Annotated in this window: 22 protein-coding genes and 2 tRNA genes; 16 read left to right on the top strand and 8 right to left on the bottom strand. The window is 37.8% G+C overall.

What is annotated here, in order from left to right:
* The first annotated feature begins 380 nt into the window (after positions 1-380).
* The 8 genes from H5119_RS13405 (at position 381) to H5119_RS13370 (ending at position 10,318) form a co-directional block, all read left to right on the top strand.
* Positions 381-785, top strand: a complete 405-nt coding sequence (locus tag H5119_RS13405) for a hypothetical protein (RefSeq protein ID WP_182702582.1) — start codon at positions 381-383, stop codon at positions 783-785.
* A gap of 603 nt (positions 786-1,388) precedes the next feature.
* Positions 1,389-2,885 carry a hypothetical protein gene (locus tag H5119_RS13400; protein WP_182702581.1) on the top strand — a complete coding sequence of 499 codons (1,497 nt, stop codon included), beginning with the start codon at positions 1,389-1,391 and terminating at the stop codon, positions 2,883-2,885.
* A gap of 423 nt (positions 2,886-3,308) precedes the next feature.
* Positions 3,309-5,423 carry a ferritin-like domain-containing protein gene (locus tag H5119_RS13395; RefSeq protein WP_182702580.1) on the top strand — a complete coding sequence of 705 codons (2,115 nt, stop codon included), beginning with the start codon at positions 3,309-3,311 and terminating at the stop codon, positions 5,421-5,423.
* A 268-nt stretch (positions 5,424-5,691) separates the two neighbouring features.
* On the top strand, positions 5,692-6,597 hold the full coding sequence (locus H5119_RS13390; protein ID WP_259399050.1) for a DUF692 domain-containing protein: 906 nt from the start codon (positions 5,692-5,694) through the stop codon (positions 6,595-6,597).
* 23 nt (positions 6,598-6,620) lie between these two features.
* Positions 6,621-7,472, top strand: a complete 852-nt coding sequence (locus H5119_RS13385; RefSeq protein WP_182702579.1) for a DNA-binding domain-containing protein — start codon at positions 6,621-6,623, stop codon at positions 7,470-7,472.
* Between the two features lie 347 nt (positions 7,473-7,819).
* A complete protein-coding gene (locus tag H5119_RS13380; RefSeq protein WP_077538139.1) occupies positions 7,820-8,158 on the top strand; it encodes a methanolan biosynthesis protein EpsI in 339 nt (112 codons plus the stop codon).
* Positions 8,151-9,494: an SPFH domain-containing protein gene (locus tag H5119_RS13375; protein ID WP_077538138.1), complete on the top strand. Its 1,344-nt coding sequence runs from the start codon at positions 8,151-8,153 to the stop codon at positions 9,492-9,494. The genes H5119_RS13380 and H5119_RS13375 overlap by 8 nt, the downstream gene beginning before the upstream one ends.
* A 308-nt stretch (positions 9,495-9,802) precedes the next feature.
* Positions 9,803-10,318, top strand: coding sequence for a M23 family metallopeptidase (locus H5119_RS13370; RefSeq protein ID WP_182702578.1), 516 nt, complete (start codon positions 9,803-9,805; stop codon positions 10,316-10,318).
* Positions 10,319-10,428: 110 nt separating this feature from the next.
* Here the strand turns inward: H5119_RS13370 and H5119_RS13365 are convergent, their stop codons facing one another.
* The gene (locus H5119_RS13365; RefSeq protein WP_077538136.1) at positions 10,429-11,376 is read right to left on the bottom strand and encodes a sodium-dependent bicarbonate transport family permease; all 948 of its coding nucleotides are present in this window, start codon (positions 11,374-11,376) and stop codon (positions 10,429-10,431) included.
* 113 nt (positions 11,377-11,489) lie between these two features.
* Between H5119_RS13365 and H5119_RS13360 the strand changes: the two genes are divergently transcribed.
* From H5119_RS13360 to H5119_RS13330, 7 genes are all read left to right on the top strand, one after another.
* On the top strand, positions 11,490-12,434 hold the full coding sequence (locus tag H5119_RS13360; protein ID WP_182702577.1) for a LysR family transcriptional regulator: 945 nt from the start codon (positions 11,490-11,492) through the stop codon (positions 12,432-12,434).
* Positions 12,435-12,733: 299 nt separating this feature from the next.
* A complete protein-coding gene (locus H5119_RS13355; RefSeq protein ID WP_182702576.1) occupies positions 12,734-13,411 on the top strand; it encodes a Crp/Fnr family transcriptional regulator in 678 nt (225 codons plus the stop codon).
* Positions 13,412-13,479: 68 nt separating this feature from the next.
* Complete coding sequence (locus H5119_RS13350) at positions 13,480-13,887, top strand: hypothetical protein (protein WP_182702575.1); 408 nt, start codon at positions 13,480-13,482, stop codon at positions 13,885-13,887.
* Between the two features lie 174 nt (positions 13,888-14,061).
* A complete protein-coding gene (locus H5119_RS13345; protein ID WP_182702574.1) occupies positions 14,062-14,580 on the top strand; it encodes a DUF962 domain-containing protein in 519 nt (172 codons plus the stop codon).
* A gap of 58 nt (positions 14,581-14,638) precedes the next feature.
* Complete coding sequence (locus H5119_RS13340; RefSeq protein WP_182702573.1) at positions 14,639-15,430, top strand: SDR family oxidoreductase; 792 nt, start codon at positions 14,639-14,641, stop codon at positions 15,428-15,430.
* A gap of 53 nt (positions 15,431-15,483) precedes the next feature.
* Positions 15,484-16,074 (top strand): DUF2238 domain-containing protein, encoded by a 591-nt coding sequence (locus H5119_RS13335; RefSeq protein WP_182702572.1) that lies wholly within the window; start codon positions 15,484-15,486, stop codon positions 16,072-16,074.
* Between the two features lie 12 nt (positions 16,075-16,086).
* On the top strand, positions 16,087-16,539 hold the full coding sequence (locus tag H5119_RS13330) for a GNAT family N-acetyltransferase (protein WP_182702571.1): 453 nt from the start codon (positions 16,087-16,089) through the stop codon (positions 16,537-16,539).
* Positions 16,540-16,582: 43 nt separating this feature from the next.
* Here H5119_RS13330 and H5119_RS13325 read toward each other — a convergent pair whose 3' ends face one another.
* The 6 genes from H5119_RS13325 to H5119_RS13300 form a co-directional block, all read right to left on the bottom strand.
* Positions 16,583-16,930, bottom strand: coding sequence for a hypothetical protein (locus tag H5119_RS13325; protein ID WP_182702570.1), 348 nt, complete (start codon positions 16,928-16,930; stop codon positions 16,583-16,585).
* Positions 16,931-16,981: 51 nt separating this feature from the next.
* Entirely contained in the window at positions 16,982-17,380 is a 399-nt protein-coding gene (locus H5119_RS13320) for a hypothetical protein (RefSeq protein WP_182702569.1), read from the bottom strand.
* 371 nt (positions 17,381-17,751) lie between these two features.
* Positions 17,752-17,828, bottom strand: a tRNA-Val gene (locus tag H5119_RS13315).
* 136 nt (positions 17,829-17,964) lie between these two features.
* Positions 17,965-18,041: transfer RNA gene (locus H5119_RS13310), tRNA-Val, on the bottom strand.
* A 112-nt stretch (positions 18,042-18,153) separates the two neighbouring features.
* Positions 18,154-19,206 (bottom strand): DUF3080 family protein, encoded by a 1,053-nt coding sequence (locus tag H5119_RS13305; RefSeq protein ID WP_310737447.1) that lies wholly within the window; start codon positions 19,204-19,206, stop codon positions 18,154-18,156.
* On the bottom strand, positions 19,184-20,539 hold the full coding sequence (locus tag H5119_RS13300) for an MATE family efflux transporter (RefSeq protein ID WP_182702568.1): 1,356 nt from the start codon (positions 20,537-20,539) through the stop codon (positions 19,184-19,186). Before H5119_RS13300 ends, H5119_RS13305 begins: the two co-directional genes overlap by 23 nt.
* Before the next feature lie 128 nt (positions 20,540-20,667).
* Between H5119_RS13300 and H5119_RS13295 the strand changes: the two genes are divergently transcribed.
* Positions 20,668-21,294: a riboflavin synthase subunit alpha gene (locus H5119_RS13295; protein WP_182702567.1), complete on the top strand. Its 627-nt coding sequence runs from the start codon at positions 20,668-20,670 to the stop codon at positions 21,292-21,294.
* Between the two features lie 7 nt (positions 21,295-21,301).
* Here H5119_RS13295 and H5119_RS13290 read toward each other — a convergent pair whose 3' ends face one another.
* The gene (locus H5119_RS13290) at positions 21,302-21,505 is read right to left on the bottom strand and encodes a CPXCG motif-containing cysteine-rich protein (RefSeq protein ID WP_077537721.1); all 204 of its coding nucleotides are present in this window, start codon (positions 21,503-21,505) and stop codon (positions 21,302-21,304) included.
* Positions 21,506-21,614 lie beyond the last annotated feature (109 nt).

Below are 21,614 nucleotides of genomic sequence, written 5' to 3'. Positions count from 1 at the left end.
AAGTAGTTAAATTGCTTGAACGTACTAAATGAGGTGTGGGTTTGGTTGTTGATTGTATAAATACCAATTACTGTAAATGAGTAGTTTGGCATTAGACTAAAGTCTATAGGTTAGATTTATTCACTCATTAGGTTTGTTTTAATCGTTTGTCGGTTTGGTGTTAATTCTCTAAAGTTCAGTTGTCGGCAACAAGCACGGCTAACTAATACCAATTTTATTAAAATATGATCATTTTAGCGAATTAAATAACTCACTAACTGCGTTAAAAATTACTTATATAGAACGACTATATTTCATAATTTTTGCCTTGTTATTAAGCTATTTTCTTGACGCTAAAAAAGCTCACTAATTTAAACAATCGGCATAACAGGACTACGACCATGAAAATACTTATCAAAACTATCGCTCTTAGCTCACTACTTACATGTTCAGCTGCTGCAGTAGCTGATGCAAGTGATTACAAATTAATGGTTATTGAAACTGCGACAGCGCCACAGCCACTTGAGCAATCATTTAACAGCTGTGCACTGAATGTTAAGTCGAAAAATTATGCAGAAGCTGAACAAATTTGTACACAAGCAATTGCGCTTTTAAAAGACGCTGATGGACCTAAATTTAAAGTACGCCAGCTTACGTCATTCGCATTAAGCAACCGTGGTGTTGCACGTTTAAAAGCGAATAATGACACAGGTGCCCTTGCTGATTTATATGAAGCTGCAAAAATGTCTAGCAGCACTATGGTATCGCACAATTTAACTCGCGCTAAAGAAGAATTGTCGTTATAAAATTCTTACATGACGTTTTATAAGGCGCTCAACTAAAGCACTCTATAAAATAATACAAAAAAGCCGATGTTGGGTTAACCCCCAACATCGGCTTTTTTGTATTTAACGTTTTAAACCATTTACGATTTAGAGCTAAAATCTAAAAATGAATATTAAATTAACAATTTAGGTTGTTTAATTAACACTTTGTATCATAATGTGGTACGAATTCGCTGACGGTAAGTATGATCATGAACATAGTAAAGGCATTAACTGTGTGGTCGTGTGTCATTCTCTAAAATAATAAAAGTGGCTATTGCATAAGTAATTAATCGTTAATAAAAATTTTACAACAATTAGATATAAAAAAGCTGCTTAGCGATTGGTTATTTCATTAAACTTAATTGCTTTGATATTTATACCGATCCGCAATAATACTTAATTATTTTAAGGGGCCAAACCTGGCGCTAGCTTCGTTAAAAATCTCTCATTTAGAACAACTAAGTAACGAAATTTTTGACTTGCAATCGGCAAGGTTTTACTACCTCAAAATAGATCATTTAATTAAGCGAATTGGTATTAGACAGATTGGAAATCCTACAATACAAAAATGGAAGTACTTATATGTTGGTTAAAAAAAGTAAGCTTGCTATCTCATTGGTTATGGCATTTGCACTAGGTGGTTGTGGCGGCGGTGGAAGCAGTGCAACAGTAGAAAAGACGGCAGCAGTAAAACCTAAGCCGGTTGCTGCAAAGCCTGATCCAGTTAAAAAAACGACCATTGCACTCACTGGTAAGGTGATTGATGGATATGTGTCGGGTGCAACCGTTTGGCTAGATATTAATGGGGATGGTAGCCTTAATGAGGAGAGTGAGCCATCAGTTGTATCTACCGAATCAGGCGATTACAGTTTTAACTTTACACAAGAGCAGGCGTTGTGTGTGCCATATTCAACGATGTATGTTGATGTGCCTGTGGGTGCTATGGATGAGGATTTAGGTGAAGTTACCGAAGCGTATCAAATGTCATTTCCGCCCTCAATTGAGGCTTTGACTGATGAAGATATTCGCAATATATCACCGTTAACAACCGTTATTTGGGAGCAGTTGAGCCTTCAATTACAAAAAAGTGGCAACAATAATTTAAGTTGTGATGCACTTAAAGAGAATATTGAGCTACTTGCAAATCTTCAAAGCGAAATAACAAATGTTATGCAAAATTTGGTTGCGCATTATAATTTTTCGACAGAGCAAATTTACTCAGATTTTATCGCTAATAACGATAGCGACGCTTACGACAGAGCACAAGCAATTGTTAAGGGATTAAAAGCGGCCTATAAATATAAGCAGGAACTAGATGCTCAGTTTCCTGACGCAGAAGAAGTAAGAGCAGTGATTTACCAAGACACAGCAAAAGATGATGAGTATGGGTTTGAAAATGCATGGTACCGCGATAAAGTTATTTTTGCAGGCGCTGAGTTTTTTTATGAGCAAGTAAAGCTTCAAAATACAGACGAACTCGATAAAATTGATTTTATTTTAACTCAACTTCAATCAATAGATACGCCTTGGGGTGAAGAGTCGTTAAATGGAAAATTAAGAATTAGAGACGATGTATACATTAACGCCGATCGTACTTACCGATGCTCTAGCATAGAGAAAGTTAGTTTTGAGAACAGTAATGTGCTTTATAGCGTTGATAATACAAGCCCATCGGTTAACTTTCCAACAGCTGATGAATGCGTTAGTTCTAATTTAGATACACCGTTCGAGCGAGGTTTTAGCATTAGCTATACTGAGTCGGGAGCGTTTTACCAAACTGACTTTGCCTTCAGAGAGGAAAATGCCGATTTTCAAACATTATCTAATTGGGTAAATGTTAAAGACAAAGCTGCTGATTTAGACACTCAAGATTTAGTTACCGTACTCGCTGCTATGCCTTATAAGTTTGATGACGAAACATCTATTGATGCTAGCTTTTGGCGTAAATACAAAACTACAGATAACGTACGCATTTCAAAGACAATTGAAGGGCAATGGGTTAGAGATACTCGCAGAGAAGATGGAACAATGCTGCATGAGTGTAGTGATAATGGCGCTGATTGGACTGCATGTAATTAGTTTTTCCTTAAAGTATGAATGCTAATTAACCTGAACTCTGGATAATAAATTTATCTCAAGCGGCTATTTTCAGCGCTTTGAATAAAACAACGAAGTGTTCAACATTAAAAACCACGTTAGGTTAATACCTACCGTGGTTTTTTAAATAAAAGCACTTATAAATCAAATTTTTACGCAATTTAATCCTCAGCTGTAACGCTTGTAATATTGATGTAATAGTAAGACTTCCTCCCGTACGCTAAAGTATTTTAGAAGGAACATATTTAAAAATACTTAGATGATCCGTGTTTAAGTTTTTATGTTTTTTTTGTATTTAACTACCTTACCGTTATCTTTAATTAATATGCCTTGCCATGACATTTTATAACCACATAGTTTAAGTTTTTGAATGTTTGAGGTATTAATACCTAGGAGAAAACTACAATGCAGCAAGAAGCTACACTCAAACTTAAAAACCGTGACATTAGTTACCTCGAAGCCGATTTAGCCTGCGTAAAAGCAATTGCTCAGGCGACTGTAAATGTTGAGCTATTCACTATTCCGCTTTATATGGTATCGCTTTATTCGATACAGGGAATGCATCAAATTAACAGTGCCGGAAGTAAACTCTACACTGGGCGCTGGTGGCCTGGCTCTGGTGCAACGCCAGCAACTGAAAAAAAACCACTTACAACCAATGAAAATGTATTTAATAAGGTATATAGCGTTTTTATTGAAGAGATGTTGCATTTACAGTTAGCTTCTAATATGGCTAGCACGATAGGTGTCACGCCTATTTTTACAAGTAAAGCACTGCAAAGCGACGATTATGGTTGGCATTGTTATAAACCCAGTTCAACACAAATACCGCATATTCTAGATTTTACAGATTGGAAAGGCAAAGACCCTGATTTAAGTAAGTTAACTGTAGAACTCAGAGCAATGAACGAGGCACAGGTCGATCTTTTTCTAGCGATTGAAGAAAAAGCAGAGCGTGGTCGTGAGATGTTATCTAATCCCTCAGTAAAGAGAAAAAACGGTGATGTGGGAACTAAGTATTTTGAAGCTGCGCCATTTAATTGGTTTACACCGAGTATGGGAGAAGCTGATTTACCATTATTTGGCTCTATTGGTCATATGTATTTGTGTTATTGGGATTATTTAGAAATAACGTATTCTGATGGGAGCCATTTATTATCGCATTTAATTTCACCTTTACAGCGAGATCAATTTAATAATGCCCCACCTAGAGAAGCTAAGCAGTATCCAGGTATTCAAACTGAGATAGAAAGTGCAACTAAAGATTTGAATAACGTAAAACTACAGCTCATTAATAACATTAATGCGATTACCGACCAAGGTGAAGGTGATGATGTGGTTAAAACGATTATAGAGCGTTGGGTAACTGAGCCTTGGGCGGTTTCGTTTCAAAAAGCTCAAATAAAAAAAGCGGGTATGCTTGGTACCGTGCAATCTAAGTTTCAGCCGAGTAAAGAGGGTTTAATTAAAGATTATCCAGGCTATGATGATCAAGGAAACCCTACAATGGCTGCATCAGGTTCGGCTCAAGCACGCTTTGACAATGGTGGTAAAGACCATTTTGAACTATTCGACGAGGTTAAAAGCTTGATTGCTAAAGATGATTATATTACTTGGGATGTATGGCATAAAAATAACTTAAACAAACCTTGGAAAGCTTCCATGCTTGGTAGTGACGAAGCGCCTAATTTACCTAAAACTACTGATATTGCAGAGGCCTTAAATCGACTAGGATCAGCGTCAGAAATAGATAATACGTTTACTATTTTTAGCTCTTCTGCTGTGGGTACCATTAAAGGCATTACAACATCACTGAACAAATATTGGGCTGATCCTAAGTCACAATTCCCATCGCCTGCGATGGGTGGTTCAGGAGACCGTGTTTCGATTTGCTGGGCTGTTACGGGCCGTTGTCCTGATCTAGTTACAGGCATTGAAAATCAACAAAAACATCAGTTGTACCATGCGTGTCAAGGCATGGCGATAGATGAAAGTAGTGGCGATGATAAGAATGCGTGTGCTAGTGAATTGGCGTACCATAGTTGTAAAGGATCGAATGACTGTAAAACACAAGGTGGTTGTGGTTTTGTACAAAGCGCGACGGGTGGTGGTAATTGCAGTAGTTCTGCAGCAGCGGGGCTTAAAAGTGCACCAGCCGATAATTTATGCGGTAGTTTTGGGGGCTGTGCAGTGCCAATTTCAGCATCACAACTTTACCCTACGCAAAGTGATGAAAATTACGAAATGCAACTGTATAAATTTGGTGATGCACCAAACTTTCATGCAGAAAAAATCAAATGGCCGGAATTAGTTGCCAGAGATATGTTACCTCCTGCAGTTGTTGAAAAAAACTCTATGCCTTATCAACCTGGTGAAGCCGTTTACGACGTTGCGTGGCGTAGCTACTGTGCAGCAAAAGGTTTAGTGAAAGCGCAGGGCAGTGGCCATAATAAATCTATTCATATTCCTTCACCGCCGATACCATCTGATATTCGTTTGGTATTACCGCCTTCAACTTAAGCCATTTTTGCAATAACAAAATTAGTGCAATCGCTTAAGTACACTATTATACAGTTATAAACCGTAGGCTCCTTTATGGGGCCTTATACCAATCTGCATAAGTATTTAAACCATTTAACGAATTAAATCACTCCATAAGGCCGTTAAAATTTTTATTTAGAACAAATAGATATAAAATTTTGTCTTGTTATAGTGCAACTTTCTTATTGTTAAATAGACCTTATATTTAAGCATATAGGTATTACTACTTTTATAAGGATCGAATATTTTGACGAAAAACATGCTTAATTTAGAGCCGTTGGGGTTTGGAGTTGGATTAAGGACACAGCACTTTCCTTATCTTATGAATGAAGATGACTGGGCACTTGATTGGTTTGAAGTTATTAGTGAAAACTTTATAGATAACTATGGCTATGCTCGCCATATATTAGAAAAAATACGCGCTAAAAAGCCGATAGTCATGCATGGCGTGTCAATGAATATTGGCAGTACAGATCCTTTAAATTTGTCATACCTTGAAAAACTAAAAATACTTGCTCATGAAATAGAGCCAGAATGGGTTTCCGATCATCTTTGCTGGACAGGGGCAATGGGTGTTAATAGCCATGACCTTTTGCCAATGCCGTTAACCGCAGAAAGTTTGCAACATGTTGTGTCGAGAGTACATTACGTGCAAGATTTTTTGCAACGCCCGTTAATACTCGAAAATCCTTCTAGTTACTTAGAATTTGAACAAAACACTTTCACTGAGTGGGATTTTTTATCAGCGCTCGTAAGTCAAACTGGCTGTGGTTTATTGTTGGATGTAAATAATGTGTACGTGTCATCTTATAATCATGGTTATGATCCCGAGACATTTATTAAAAACCTTCCTCACAAGCATATAGTGCAAATGCACCTTGCTGGGCCTACATTAATGGGGGATTGCCTTATTGATACACACGACAGCCCCGTTCCTGAAAAAGTATGGCATCTATATCAGCTTGCCCAGTCTCTTGCTGGTAATAATGTAGCTACATTACTCGAGTGGGATGCAAATATACCTGATTTTCCAACATTGATAACAGAGCTGAACAAAGCTCGTTCGGTATTGGCGGGTGTTATACCGAGTAACGGGGAGCTTTATAGTGCAACAGATAACACAATGGTGCTCTCAACACCTATTGTTCGTTAATGATACAGAGTTAAGCCATTAATATGAATGAAGTAACATTAAAACAAACACAACAATGGATGATGACGATGTTAGTTGTTCGTGGAAACCTTAAACAGAAAGTTATAAAGGCTTCACAACAAGCTAATTTACCATTGAATTTGTTGAATCAAAATAACGAAAAATCGACTTTTTACCGGCGATTAAATATATACGCAGCTGGTTACGTTATGCGTTTAGTAGAATGCCTTAAAGCCGAATACCCACTTCTTGAGAAGTTTATGGGAGAAACTGTTTTTGCAGATTTTGCAAAAGCTTACATTGTTACGCTCCCTTCTAAAAATTCGAGTTTGTATGATTTAGGCGGTGGTTTTGCTCTGTTCCTTGAAAAAACACGGCCAGGCGGATTTTGCAGTATTGAGGAGGAGGCGTTTTATTCTTTACCTGCAGAAATTGCTCGTATTGAAAGAGCGAAAGCAGAAGTCTCTTTAGCCAAGGGATTTGAAGTGGAGCAAGAAGAAAACGTAACATTAGATTTTTTTTCACTATTACAGCAATCGCTTACTATACGCACACCATCATGTTTACGGTTAGTTACGTTAGCGTACCCACTTTTACCACTGATGCAAAAACTAGAATCAAACGATGAATACGCTATGCCTATGGCTGAGCTAAATTTTATTGCTTTTTCACGGACTAATTACACGTTAAGTTCATCAGCGCTCGAATCTTGGCAGTTTGAGTTTTTAAAGGTGTGCCAGCAAGAGCCGCTTTTATCAAACTGTATTGATATTACTTCAAGAGTAAGTGGTTTAGATAAAGGCGACTTATTGGCGCGTTTAATGTTTTGGCTTCCAAGTGCAATTGCGCACGGATTACTGAAAGTGGCTTATTAAAATAGCGTTTTAAACAAATGTTTTTATTTTTTGTTTAAATAGTTAGATAAAGATTATCATTTATTCAAAATATGCTCAGTAGACATTTAATCAAAGCACAAGCCATACATTTATGAAAATAGTGCTATTAAATTTGAGGTGCGCATCAAGAAAGGTAAGTCGTTTAATATAACCAAGAACATCCGTTTATTTCGGCTTTAAATTAAGCCCTAAACTCTACTTTATATATTAAACGCTCTTTAATCTGCTTTTTACTTAACTTTACTGTAAAATTATTGGCTTAACACTTGTGTATGTTTACACATGTTATGGATAGCTAAATATTTCAACCAATTTAAGTAGATCTTATGATTTTTTATATTATTGGCTTGAGTACACTTGTTATTATTTTGTGCGCGGCGCTTTATGTAATCTACAGCAATACATGTAAAAGCCGAGTAAGAAAATCAAAAGAATACAATGTACTGTTTGATAAAGATACGATAGTGGATGAGCTAATCACTCAGCTAACAGAAAAAAATCAAACGCAAGAAAACCAAGATAAAACCATTAAAAGTAAAGAAGAAATCCTCGCAACATTTGTTGAACTACATCGTTCAGGCAGTTTTTGCGCGCACTTGAGTGAGCAGGAAATCATTTACTTTGTTAAAAAGAAATTAAACATGGAGAGTAATAAAAATGGATAGCGAGAAAAAAGCAGTTCCAGCAGTAAAAAGTGATTCATTTATGAGTCGATTTGGTCGTCGAAATGTAATTTTAGTTTCATCAATTGTTATTGTGTTAGCGGTAATCGCAACACTCACATCGCAAGTTATTTCATGGAATGAAGCCGATGAACGCTTAGTTCATCAGTCGGCTTTTACCGGCAATTTAACAGTAATAAATCAGGCTGGCCCTTATCTAAAAGCGTTTGGCACTACATCGGCCTATAAAAAAGTGATTTCGATTAACTTTACCGGTGACGCAAATGCAACAGCAAGTGCAATTGTCCCGCTCATTCCTATTAGGTTTTTAGATACCACAACAGGTGGCGCACGCGGTGTATCGCGTTTTAGATTACCAGGTAATGTGCCTGCAGCTGAATCAGGTGCTTTGCGTGGTTTACTTAAAATCCATGAAGAATTTGGTTCACAAGAAACGTTAATCTCTAATTTATTAATGCGAGCAACTACAGAAAACGTAAAAGCATCGGCGCGTATGATGTCGGTAGAGCAACACTACTCTGGTGGTAATGGTCAATTAAGCCAAGATTTTGCTGATCAATTAACTAACGGTATTTTTGTTACCGAACAAATTATTAGTACCGGTGAGCGTGATAAATCTGATGATTTGGGTAATTTAAGTAAGCAACAACGTGTCACTATTAATATTAAAATGGACGATGAAGGTAACACACTTCGCAACGCCCCTATTTTGGGCGCTTACGGTATTACCGTTGTTGATGCCAGCATTATTGATATTGATTATGAGAGCAAAGTAAATGCTCGCCTTGAAGCCCAAAAGCAAGCTGCTGCTGATGAAGCACTAGCGCGTCAAAACCTTAAAAAAGCTGAGCAACAAGCACGTACTGAAGTGGCTTTAGGTGAGCAAGCAATTGCTAAGCAACGTGCTGAATCTGAAAAGCTAAAAATTAAAGAGCAAATTGATGCTGAACGAATTAAGGCAAATGCCATTATTTCTGCGCAACAACGTGTTGCTGTTAAAGCCGAGTTGGCAAAAGAGCAAGAAGAAATTTTAAAACAACAACGCTTAGAAGCATTAGGTATGGACGTTTTAGCTGAAGCTCGTTTAAGAGCTAAGTCTGCGGCACTTGATCCTAAGTATGTATTTGATGAAACGCTAAAAGCAGAAGTTAAAATTCAAACTGCTTTATTTACAAGTTTAGGCAATAGCCGTTTAGTGCCTGAAATTGTAATAGGTGCAGGCCAAGGCGAGCAAAGTAATGGTTCTGAATTTATGCGTTTATTAGCCGCTGATGCTGCGCTGAGTCTTAAAAAACGTTTAGAAAAAGATAAAAAATAAATAATTACTAAATATATAAACAATATTGAGGCTTAGCCTTTAAATATTATATAAACAATAAAACGCTGGCTGATAAACATTAGCCAGCGTTTTTTATTTTGCACATCTAACTCATATAACATACTTTAAATTAACCTAAACTTTGGTTAATTTATTTTCTAAACTATTGAACCATGGTGATATTTTAATTTATTTTCTCTAACCAGAGTTCAGGTTAAATTGTACTCAGAATGCGTTCAGCTATGATGGTTAATAATTTGCCACTGTATACTAAATGTATTAGCGATTTAAATATCAGGGAGAGAACATTGAAAGTACTTAAGTGGATTTTAATTGGAGCTGTAGCTTTACTAATTATAGGCTTACTAATTCCTGAAAAAATAATGATACCGGTACAAGGGGCAACCGCTAAAGATTGGAACCATAATACGTTTTGGTATGAGCCTTGGGGTAAATCGGGTGTGCACAAAGGAATTGATATTTTTGGTACAAAAAATACACCCGTAGTTGCCTCTACAAGCGGTATTGTTATATTTGCAGGTGAGTTAAGCCGAGGAGGTAAAGCGGTTGCTGTACTTGGGCCTAAATGGCGCGTGCATTATTTTGCACATTTAAATGAGTACAGTGTAAGTGCTGGCGATACAGTGAGCATAAACAGTCAAATTGGTTTACTTGGCGATACTGGAAATGCTGCGGGGAAACAGCCCCATGTGCATTATTCTATTTTATCATTAGTGCCCATGCCGTGGCTTTTTACAACGCAAAATCAAGGCTGGAAAAAGATGTTTTTTTTAAGCCCGCATAAAAAATTAACGATTAAGTAACCATTGTATCGACTATAAATGATCTTTTAAATTTAGCTGTTAATCCCGTATAAAATGGGCTTAACAGCTTTAAAGTAATAAATTTTAATTGTTAATACTGATTTGTTCGTTTACTGCATTGCTACTGCGAGCTGGTGGTATAAACCAATACCAACAATCACATTAAACGGAAAAGTAACGCCTAGTGAACTGAGCATAGCAAGGCCAATATCGGCTTTAGGAATGGCTGCCTTTATAGCAGCGGGGGCTGCTATATAAGAAGCGCTTGCTACCAAACTTCCCAATATAACTACCGACCCTAACTCTAAATTCAAAAGTGTGCCTACCATTACGCCAATCGTGCCTAAAAATAATGGCGTGATAATAGCAAATACTGCTAGTTTCCACTGTTTCCAGGGAATAGGGCGTAGAGTTTGTGCTGCGACTAAACCCATCTCCAGTAAAAATAACGCAAGTACGACCTTAAAGCTGCTGGTTAAGAGGCTGGTTACTTGGCTGCCTTGCACCGTGCCGTACATCATGCCGATAACGACACCGCCTACGAGCAAAATGACACTTTTATTAGTAAGTGTTTCATGCCAAAGCGCTTTTAACGACAGTTCACTCTTTTGGCTGTTTTCTTTATCAAGCCTTCTGTAAAGCAGTAAACCAACGATGATTGCAGGGAGTTCTAGCATAACTAAATACAGAGTTACTTCTGCACCGACTACTAATTGAGCTGTCTCGGCATACGCAAGCGCTACCGCAAAGGTACCTGCACTTACTGAGCCGTAATGTGCGGCAATACTGGCGCTATTAGCAACAGAGAGTTTAATTACGTATTTTAAAATTGGATAAAGCATAAGAGGAATAAGTGCACCAAGCAACATTACCGAGCCCATTTCGGGTAGCAGTTGCCAGCTTAGATTACCGTGCAGTACCATACCGCCTTTAAGACCGATTGTTAACATGAGCAATAGGCTTAAGGTTTCGTAGGTTGCTTTTGGAATAGCAAGATCAGAACGTAAAATACCCGCTACTAATCCTAAAATAAAAAACATAACAACAATATCTGGCACAGGTGTTCCTTACTAAATCATAAATTAAGAGGGGCTATTGTAGATAAAACTTTGTATAGTAAATAATAAAATAAACAATGCACATGTATAGATAAATATCTATGGAGGTGATTTTGGATTTACGGCATATCTCATTTAGGTTACTTGAAGTATTTATGAGCGTAGTAAAAACTGGCTCAATTAGCGAAAGTGCAAGGCGTTTACATTTAACGCAGCCAACCGTATCGCTGCAAATAAAACGATTACAAGAGGCCGTGGGTGAGCCACTAGTGCTTATGCAGCAACAAAAGTTACATGTTACTGATGCTGGGTTTGCGTTATTTAAAACCTGCCAGCAGGTGTTTGGGCATTTTGAAGACTATCAAGACTTCTTAACTGAGCTCAATGGGGGAGCGCGCGGCCGTTGTAAAATTGCCATGGTTAATACGGCGCAATATATTTTACCAAAACTGCTAGGTCCTTATAGTAATTTACATCCGCATGTAGAGCTACCTCTTGAAATAGGCAACAGGGCAGAGGTACTTGATAGATTTGAGCGAGGGGAGGATGATATTTATGTATTTAGTCATCCGCCGTCGCTTGAACACGCACAAGCTGCGCGTTTTTTGCATAATCCGCTGGAATTTATAGTGCCACTAAGTCATCCATTAGCTCGCGTAAAAGCCGTTAAATTAGCTGAACTAATGCAGTATCGCTTTTTACTACGAGAAAATGGTTCAGCAACACGGATGTTATTTGAAAGCGAGTTACAAAGCCGAGGATTAGTGCTAAATGACTCCGTACAAATGGCCAGTAATGAGGCAATACGGGTAGCGGTAGCGTCGGGCATGGGTATTGCAGTTTTATCACGCCATGTACTTGCAAAAGATGATACAAGCTTTAAAATTTTAAACGTAACCGACACCCATTTAGCGAGTCATTGGTATTTTGTAATGCGCACCGACAGGCACATATCGCATGCGGCACGTAATTTTTTAAAGTTTGCGCAGCAGCACGTAGAACAATATTTAGATACGCAATGGGTACGTAATGAATTACATAAGTTAAATTTAAAGTAGAGTAACTAGGGCCTGGTTATCTTCCGAGGTTAAATTTGCAGCAGACTGCTTGGTATTTAGGCAAGGCAGAGCCTATGTAGTGTGGTATCTCCCATAAATAGGCGATAACGCAGCATAAATGCCAAACATGCGCTGCCCTTTGGGTTCTTTCTAGGGGCAATTAACTCTTTGTTGCTCGGTTTTTACTTAGCCCACTAGGTTACAAGTCTCGCGCCGCGATTAAATCGCCCCTAGATTGAACAAATTTTAATCCTGAAAGGTCAACAGGCCCTGGCACTCTGGTTAAGAGATTTAAAATTATGACTCCACAACAGCAAAGCGTTATTGAACAAGGGCATTGGTTTAAAAGCCGCAGCCAGTATTTAAAAAACTTTTTATTAACTCAAGGCAAAACGCGTTCACTTAAAGCCCAACAGTCACTATTTTTGCGAGGCGATAAGCATAACGGTATTTATGCCGTACTGAGCGGCGTGGTTCGTATTAGTGGTGTAAGCAATGAAGGAAAGGAAGCTGTACTCAGCTTTATTGAAACACCGCTGTGGTTTGGCGAAGTCACGTTGTTTGATGGCGGCCTGCGTACGCACGACGTATATGCGCAAACCGATGTGGTACTTTTTTATGTACCCCAGCGTGCGCTTGAACAATTGTTAAATGAACAGCCACAATATTGGCAAGAGTTTGGTTTATTGCTGGCGCAAAAGTTACGCCTTATGTTTACCTCCATGGAAGATCATGCATTATTAAGCGCTGAGCAAAAGGTATGCAATCGACTTTTAATGCTGAGTGAGCATACAGAACATTTAACGCCGCTTGTATTATCCCAGCAGCAACTTGCTGATATGACCTATCTAACTCGCCAAACTATTAATCAAATACTGCAACGACTCGTTGAGCTACAAGCCATTAGTTTAGGGTATCAACGCATTACCATTTTAGATAAGCAAAAATTACACGTGCGCACTGGCAAGCTTAAATAGGTTTAGTATTTTTATTAGTTGGAACCAAAATTGCTACACAACCTGAAACGCAACAATGGATTTGGCTAATGACATCTATAACCTTTGCAAATCAATATGGTAACTATAACTCATCGAGTATAACTAAAGCGGCAAGCCCAAGCGAAGTAGCGGCAATTTATGGCCCTACTAGTGAAAAAGCAAGTGACGTTAACGGAATGAACGCTACACCTAAAGAGCAAACGTTTTTAGAACGTGCGCAAGAAGCAATTGTTTACCAGCGTTTGGGTATAAATAAAGAAAAAATAGATAAATTAAAAGAAGCAATAGAAGATCTTTCTAAAGAATTACAAGGGCAAGGCGCTGATCTTGACATAATTAACGATAAAATCAACGAACTTGAAAAAATGCTTGAGCAAGAATATAAGCAGGGTAGGGACCGAATGGATATGCAACCGCAGCATGAACGGGGTAAGATAATTTCTGCATTGGTTTAATTTATTTAACCTAGCCTATTGCAAGTAAGTTCAACGCAGTTAGCGCTGATAATAGCTGCTGGAGATAGATTTATTATCCAGAGTTCAGGTTACTTAATGTCGGGTACCTGACATTGTTGTTGTACTGATATTTGCTAAAGTTAACTTTATATAAAAATAAAGCAGGGTTCAACAATGAAAACACTTCAACAACAACTTGGTAAATATGGTTTATACCATCGTTCTAAACGCAATGTATTGACCCACTTTTTTGGTATTCCGCTCATTGTATTTGCTGCACTGTGCCTACTTGCACGTATCCAAATACCTGTGGGAAGTTTTCTAATTGATAATTTTGTCATTGATGGTGCACAACTTTTTGTATTAGCGTCAGTTGTTTATTATTTTATGCTGAGCTTTTCGCTTGGCTTTATTATGGCCGTGATACTCACTTTACTCCTTATTGGTGCTCAGCCTATTGCGGCAATGGCGTTTTGGCCTTGGTTGGGTATTGGTGTCGGTGTGTTTGTATTTGGCTGGGTATTGCAGTTTATTGGACATTATTACGAAGGTAAAAAGCCGGCGTTTGTAGATGACCTAATTGGTTTAATTATTGGCCCTTTGTACGTAACTGTTGAGCTACTATTTTTAATGGGTTTTTATAAAAAATTAGAAGATGAAGTAAACGCAATAGCAGGGCCTACAAAGGCGTAGAGTATTTTACCAGACCTTATTAAAAGCTAATAAATAACAATAAAAGGGCAAATAACATATGCAATATAATAATAAAACCGTGTGGATCACCGGGGCATCATCAGGTATTGGTAAAGAGCTTGCTATACAATTTGCCGAGCTTGGAGCGCGCGTTATTTTATCGGCGCGCAATGTAGATAAACTAAACGATTTAAAAGCAACCCTTAAAGGCGAAGGGCACTTAGTTGTGCCACTGGACTTAGCCCAGCCAGAGCATGTACTGAGTACAATAACAGCAAAAATGAGCGAGCTTCCTGCAATTGATATTTTAATTAATAACGGCGGCGTATCGCAGCGTAGCTTATTTTTAGAAAACGATTTTAACGTGTACCGCCAATTAATGGAGGTTAATTACTTTGGCTTAATTGCACTTACTAAAGCTGTATTGCCTACTATGGTGGTAAGGCGCAGTGGCTCAATTGTGTCTATTAGTAGTGTGGCGGGTAAAGTTGGTTCAAAATTTAGAACAGGTTATTCGGGTTCTAAATATGCGGTTGTTGGTTTTATGGATTGCCTACGTGCAGAAGTAGCGGAACATAACATTCATTGTTTAACAATTTGCCCTGGTTCTATTAAAACAGCGATTGCACATAACTCACTAAACGAGCAAGGCATCGCGCAAAATAAACCTGAAAAGTCGATAGAAAATGGCATGGATGTAAGCGAAGCTGCCATAAAAATGATTCGTGCCATTAGTAATAAAAAAGACGAAGTGATTATTGGCAAAGGTTTAAGTGGTTGGGCGCCTACAATTAAGCGCTTTTTTCCAACTCTGTTTAACCGCTTAACGGCAAAAACAAACTATAAATAGCCTACTCAAGGCACAAAATACTGTAGTTCGATCAATTTAGACAAGGATTTTAAATGAAGTATGTATGGCTGAGCCTGTTTTTTATTGTATTAACTTGGTCTGGTATCAATCCAAAAGATCAATTTACATGGTTGCTTGAAGTTATCCCCGCAATTATTGGTGTAGTACTGTTAGTAAGCACCTATAGCCACTTTAAACTTACCCCTATTTTATATACATTTATTTTAGCGCATTGCATTGTACTGATGATTGGCGGGCATTACACCTACGCCGAAGTCCCTTTTTTCGATAACCTATTTGGTAGCGACCGTAATAACTACGACAAAGTAGGGCACTTTTTTCAAGGCTTTGTACCTGCACTATTAGCCCGCGAAATTTTACTGCGCAAAAATGTAGTAAATGGTCGAGGCTGGTTAATCACCTTTGTTATTTCGGTATGTTTAGCATTTAGCGCGTTTTACGAATTAATAGAGTGGTGGGTTGCAGTGTTAAGCGGCGAAAACGCAGAAGCGTTTTTAGGCACGCAAGGTTACGTGTGGGATACCCAATCAGATATGGGACTGGCATTATTTGGGGCTATTTGCTCGCTATTAGTGCTGTCAAAATTACACGATAAACAGCTAAAAAACGTTAAAGATTATTAAGGTTGGAATTTTATGGATGAAAAAGTGTGCGGTTACTTTATTAGCACAGACAAAAGCAAACTTAACTTTAACATTATTTATAACTTTATTGCTAATAGCTATTGGGCCAAAGGCATTCCTAAAAGCGTGATGCAATCGGCTATTGATAACTCAATGTGCTTTGGTGTTTACAGCGCTCATAACGAACAAGTTGGATTTGCCCGAGTAGTGACCGATAAAGCAACCTTTGCATACTTAGCCGATGTATTTATTGCCCCGCACTCGCAAGGTAATGGGCTGAGTAAATTACTGGTTAAAACGATAGTAGAGCACCCTGAGCTACAAGGCCTTAGGCGCTTTTTATTAGCAACTTCTGATGCGCATGGTCTTTATGCGCAATACGGATTTAAACCGATAGACAACCCCGCAATACTGATGCAAATAAATCCTGAGAATGTGTATGACAAAAATAATCGTGAGACCTAATAAACGGGGGAAGAGAAAACTTCGTCTAATGTTCTTGTTAGCATTACGGCCACCGCTTCTTAAAGTTGTTTTCATGTGCCCATTGACTAAACTCACCTATTAGCATGGAAAAGCCAGATTCTTCTATTTCTTGGAAAGATTCTGATGTTTCTCTAGTTATTCCATACTCCATGGCACGGCGATATATTTTTCGAATTTTAACTAATAATGTATCTAATTCTTCAAAGTCACTTAGAGTAATATTTTCTGCATTAATGCCAATTGATTTAGCAAATCTGGGGAAGTAAATATTAGCCTCTTGATTAGTGAAATTTGGCGCTGAAAATTTCATTTTTGACCAAAACTCGGTTTCAAATTTTTCGGAAAAGAAGTCAAATATTCCATCTGACAATTTTACGCTTGCACTATATGGTGTAGAGGAACTAAAAATAATGCCGTATATCTAAAAGGGATCTACTTCTATATCAAAATTTGCAGCTATTGGAGTTAGGTATTTTTGAAAATGATCTCGATGGTTTAAGTAATTAGCAAAGTTATTTTGATTTATACTTTGTTTAATTGTTATAGCTCGCTGCTCTGAGCTATGGAACCGACTAACTGTTACTCCGAGTATCAAGCTTCCAGACGCAATCCATAAAGGTAATTTAAATATTGAAATAAAATTAGAATACGCTTCAACAGTTCCTGACAATTTAAGCCCATGTGATAAAGGATATGCAAAACAAAAAGCTAAAATCATTGGGAATAAAGTTGCAAACCAAAACAAAAAATTTTTATGTAAAGCCGTTTCACCATTAATATAAAAGTAACTACTCAGTTTAATAATTGCACCAATCTCCATTTAGTAATGCTAAGAGCTTTATCAGAGGGCGCTTTCCTCATTTTATGAGTAATGTATGTCCTCTTAATTATTTTTAATATTAATAACAAATCCTGCAACAGATTGCGAGTTTTAAACTTTAAGTCAGGCAGTTCTTTTAATAACATGCAGAAAAGAGAAAAATGTCTTCATTTTTAAATAACGCAGACAGTTATCTTAACTTTTTCAATCACTGCCTCTTGGGCTGGATGATCTAGAGTAGGCAGTGCTTTTCTTTTGTAGATTTTATTACTTGGAGTTAGTACGACTGGGTGGATTCTAATCACTGCCTCTTGGACTGGGTGATCAAGAGTCGGTAGTGTTTTTTCTTTGGATTTATTATTATTTTGAATTGGTACGACTGAGTGGATTCGAACCACCGACCCCTACCATGTCAAGGTAGTGCTCTAACCAACTGAGCTACAGTCGTACAATTTTTCGGGATATAAATTTTTTACTTAAATGTTGGTACGACTGAGTGGATTCGAACCACTGACTCTTGGAGCGGGTGATCAAGAGTAGGTAGTGCTTTTTCCTTCAGATGTACTTTTATTTTACTTAAATGTTGGTACGACTGAGTGGATTCGAACCACCGACCCCTACCATGTCAAGGTAGTGCTCTAACCAACTGAGCTACAGTCGTATTACTATTTAAGTAAGTTGCTAATTACTTAACAACGGCCGCTAATATATAGCGTGGCGGATGGTGAATCAAGCAAGTTTATCGTTTTTACGTTTATTTGCCGTTTTTTTATTCACATTGGACTGATTTCACACGTTTTATAAAATTTTTGCCACCAAACTACGTGATCGACGGCAGAGTTTTTTAATTGATTTAATAGATTATTAGGTGAATCTTCTTTAAGTAAATTATTAATTTGCTTACTGGTTACGGTTTCTTCAAACCAGAGTTGGTTGTAAAGCGGTTGCAGAACTTCTAGGTATCCGGTGAGTTGTGCTTGGTAGGGTTGAATGTGTGTTAAGTAATATTTTTGAAATACATTGCTCATTATTTTAGCTTCTTTTTTATTTTTACCTGTTGGGCAAATGTGGTCGAAGCTTATTGTTTTTATAAACAGTGTTGCACTTTGATTAAGTACTATTTGTTGCCTAGCGGATTGAATAAGTGCTTGATTAAATCTGTATTTGTTAAGTTGCTCTAATGCATTAAATAAACTGTCAGTTTTAATTTCACCAAATTGTTGAAATTTGATGTGTTTTTTTATAGTAACAAGTTGTGTAAGCGCCTCAACGGTGTCGCTAAATCCTGCTGGGTGTGTTGCAAGCTCATTAGATGTAAGTAACCAAGTCCGATTGAGCTCAGGTTCTTTAAATAACATGCTGTTAAAGTAATGCATTAGATGTGTTTGTTTTTGATTTTTAGCATCATTTATTTTTTTATAAGTGGAGGTATTATCATCAAGCGTATTTAAGCAATTATCAGCGCTTTGAATAAAATTTATTTGATACTTTAATTGGCTCGCCGCCGTGGCTGTTTTTCCAAGTTGATTATTGTGCTCGCTTATAAGCACATTAAGTTCGCAGTGGGTCAGTCCTGCAAGTTCAACAATGCTTACGGTAATTTTATCCCCGCTAACGGTCGTCGGTTTTATGAGTTTAAGTTGTTCAAGCGGTGTTGGTGTGATTGAGGAGGTGTTAAGGGTACTGCTTAAGCGCGCAGTGTAGGTATTATTTATTGAGCTCGGTGCTTTGCTGCAATTTACAAGTACAAAAGCACTCACTAGCAGCAACATAACGGCTGGTAGTGAGTGTTTAATTGTTAATTTACTCAGTAGTGAATGGTTCACGTTTAAAGCGCTTATTTACTGTGAGCATCAACAATACAGCGGCAACGGTTAGCCCGACTATTATTCCGACCCAAAAACCGTGTGGCCCCATTGCTGGCACTATTATATCTGTTCTTGCCAATACGTAACCTAAGCTAAAGCCGATTAACCAATACGATATAAAGGTGATGTAGGAAATAGGTGCTGTGTATTTTAAACCACGTAATATACCGTTTGCGGCTACTTGCAGAGCATCCGGTAGTTGATAAACACAGGCTAAAATCATGATTGAGGTAGCAAGGGCAATTACTTCGGGACTATCTGTGTACAACTGGCTAATTAAATCACGACCTGTAAATGTAATAAGTGCTAAAAACAGTGCGATAACAATTGCTAAAATATAGCTGGTCGACACGGCGACTCTTAATTGCTTTAAATGATTTTGACCATATAAATTACCAATACGAATACTAATAGCGATAGAAAGGCTTAGCGGCATCATAAACAATAATGTAGTTACACTGGCTGCTATTTGATGACCAGATACAGCTACAGCGCCTAAATGCGCTATAAATAGAGGAATACAGGCAAACAAGGTCACTTCAAAAAAGGTAGCTAATGAAATTGGGATGCCTAATTTTGTAATAGTAGCAATGGTGGTTAAATTAGGTTTTTCAAATGGAGTAAGCAGGCCTTTAGCGTCTACTTTTTTACTTAGTTGGCAGTAAGTGACTTGTGCTATAGCCATAACCGTTAAAACAATTGCTGTTGCAATACCACAACCTGCGCCGCCGTAGGCAGGTAAACCAAATAACCCATTTATAAAAATATAATTTACCGGAATATTTACCGCTAAACCCAGCAAGCTTATGTAAAAAGCGGGTTTGGTCATACCCATGCCTTCGGTCATGTTTCTGTAAGTGGTAAAAATTAAAAAGCCGAACACACCCCATTTAACAAAATGAATGTAGTCAAAAGCAAGGCTTGCAATTGCAGGGCTGGTATCGAGCCTTAATATAATCATGTCGGCTAAATAAGTGATACCGAACCCCGCAGCACTTAATAGTAGGGTTAAATAAAGGGCTTGTTGAAAATAATGGCTAATACCTTTTTTGTCATTCGCGCCTGCACACTGGGCAATGATACCGGTGAGCGCTAATAAAATGCCTTGTAATGCAAGCAATAAAGGATTCCAAATACCTGTGGCGATAGACAGCGCCGCTAAATCTGTAGGACTTACTTGGCCGGCCATAATAGTGTCGACCACCGACATTAAAACAAGGGTAACTTGAGCTAAAAAAACAGGAAGAGCAAGAGAGAGTAAGCGCTTGGCTTCCCAATTACAAAAGGTCATAAAAACAGCTATTAAGTAAAACAGGCCGCAATTGTAATCTATTGTGTTTCAAATAAAAATCACAGTAGTGAATGATTTTATAAGTTGATACGTTAAACTATCACTTTGTAATAATTTAAAGTGATTTTATGTTTACAGGAATAGTGCAAACACAAGCAACAGTGGTTTCTAAAACGCAAACCGACGGCGTTTTACGGTTAGTTATATCGGTAAGCGATGAATACGTAGAGCATCTAGATTTAGGCGCAAGCATTGCTATAAATGGCTGTTGCTTAACCGTTGTGCAAGTTGAGCTAGGTAATCATGATGTAGTCGCGCAAGTACATTTTGATGTTATTGACGAAACGCTCAAGTTAACCAACCTAGGCTTGCTTGAGCTGGGAAGTTTAGTTAACTTCGAACGCTCAGCAACGTTTGGTACTGAGCTTGGTGGACATATTGTGTCTGGGCATATTCATTGTACGTCAAACATATCTCAAATAGTTAAGCTTGAGAACAACTGTAAAATTCAACTGAGTTTGTCAAAAGAGTGGCAAAAATATGTGTTGTATAAAGGCTTTGTATCTATAAATGGCGCAAGTTTAACGGTGGGTGAGGTTGACGAACAAGGCTTTTGGTTACACCTAATACCTGAAACACTCGCTATTACTAATATTGGTGCAGCGCAAGTGGGTGATAAGCTAAATATTGAAGTTGATCAGCAAACTTACACTATTGTAAATACGGTAGAAAACTACTTACGCCATCAGAGTTAGATTTAAACTAGAATATTTGTTCGTCGTCGCTGTCTACATGTAACTCTAATTTATTGTTAGCATGATCTATATGCATATTTAAATGAATTGGGTTACAGCAGGCAGCGCAATCTTCAATGTAGTCCTGATCGCCCATGCTTGCGTCTAGATCTAAATGAATGTGGTGTCCACAGTGTGGACAAGCGATTCGTTGTGATAAAAAGTTTTTCATAATCACTCCAGTACAAATAATTAAGTCATTGCTAATAAACCTAGCAAAAACTTAATGGCTCAACGCTGAACTCTCCTTATTTAATAAATATAGTCTGTAAGTAAGATTA

It is taken from the genome of Pseudoalteromonas sp. SG45-5, from assembly GCF_014164085.1.
GTDB classification, from domain to species: Bacteria; Pseudomonadota; Gammaproteobacteria; order Enterobacterales; family Alteromonadaceae; genus Pseudoalteromonas; species Pseudoalteromonas aliena.
The sequence above is the reverse complement of the archived record's forward strand: the minus strand, read 5'-3'. Positions and strand labels throughout refer to the sequence as shown.

What these genes read in the sequence shown, in the direction of transcription:
- H5119_RS13405 (WP_182702582.1), top strand. Translation starts at nt 381, where the DNA reads ATGAAAATACTTATCAAAACTATCGCTCTTAGCTCACTACTTACATGT.
- H5119_RS13400 (WP_182702581.1), top strand. Translation starts at nt 1,389, where the DNA reads ATGTTGGTTAAAAAAAGTAAGCTTGCTATCTCATTGGTTATGGCATTT.
- H5119_RS13395 (WP_182702580.1), top strand. Translation starts at nt 3,309, where the DNA reads ATGCAGCAAGAAGCTACACTCAAACTTAAAAACCGTGACATTAGTTAC.
- H5119_RS13385 (WP_182702579.1), top strand. Translation starts at nt 6,621, where the DNA reads ATGAATGAAGTAACATTAAAACAAACACAACAATGGATGATGACGATG.
- H5119_RS13380 (WP_077538139.1), top strand. Translation starts at nt 7,820, where the DNA reads ATGATTTTTTATATTATTGGCTTGAGTACACTTGTTATTATTTTGTGC.
- H5119_RS13375 (WP_077538138.1), top strand. Translation starts at nt 8,151, where the DNA reads ATGGATAGCGAGAAAAAAGCAGTTCCAGCAGTAAAAAGTGATTCATTT.
- H5119_RS13355 (WP_182702576.1), top strand. Translation starts at nt 12,734, where the DNA reads ATGACTCCACAACAGCAAAGCGTTATTGAACAAGGGCATTGGTTTAAA.
- H5119_RS13350 (WP_182702575.1), top strand. Translation starts at nt 13,480, where the DNA reads ATGACATCTATAACCTTTGCAAATCAATATGGTAACTATAACTCATCG.
- H5119_RS13345 (WP_182702574.1), top strand. Translation starts at nt 14,062, where the DNA reads ATGAAAACACTTCAACAACAACTTGGTAAATATGGTTTATACCATCGT.
- H5119_RS13340 (WP_182702573.1), top strand. Translation starts at nt 14,639, where the DNA reads ATGCAATATAATAATAAAACCGTGTGGATCACCGGGGCATCATCAGGT.
- H5119_RS13335 (WP_182702572.1), top strand. Translation starts at nt 15,484, where the DNA reads ATGAAGTATGTATGGCTGAGCCTGTTTTTTATTGTATTAACTTGGTCT.
- H5119_RS13330 (WP_182702571.1), top strand. Translation starts at nt 16,087, where the DNA reads ATGGATGAAAAAGTGTGCGGTTACTTTATTAGCACAGACAAAAGCAAA.
- H5119_RS13320 (WP_182702569.1), bottom strand. Translation starts at nt 17,380, where the DNA reads ATGGAGATTGGTGCAATTATTAAACTGAGTAGTTACTTTTATATTAAT.
- H5119_RS13300 (WP_182702568.1), bottom strand. Translation starts at nt 20,539, where the DNA reads ATGACCTTTTGTAATTGGGAAGCCAAGCGCTTACTCTCTCTTGCTCTT.
- H5119_RS13295 (WP_182702567.1), top strand. Translation starts at nt 20,668, where the DNA reads ATGTTTACAGGAATAGTGCAAACACAAGCAACAGTGGTTTCTAAAACG.
- H5119_RS13290 (WP_077537721.1), bottom strand. Translation starts at nt 21,505, where the DNA reads ATGAAAAACTTTTTATCACAACGAATCGCTTGTCCACACTGTGGACAC.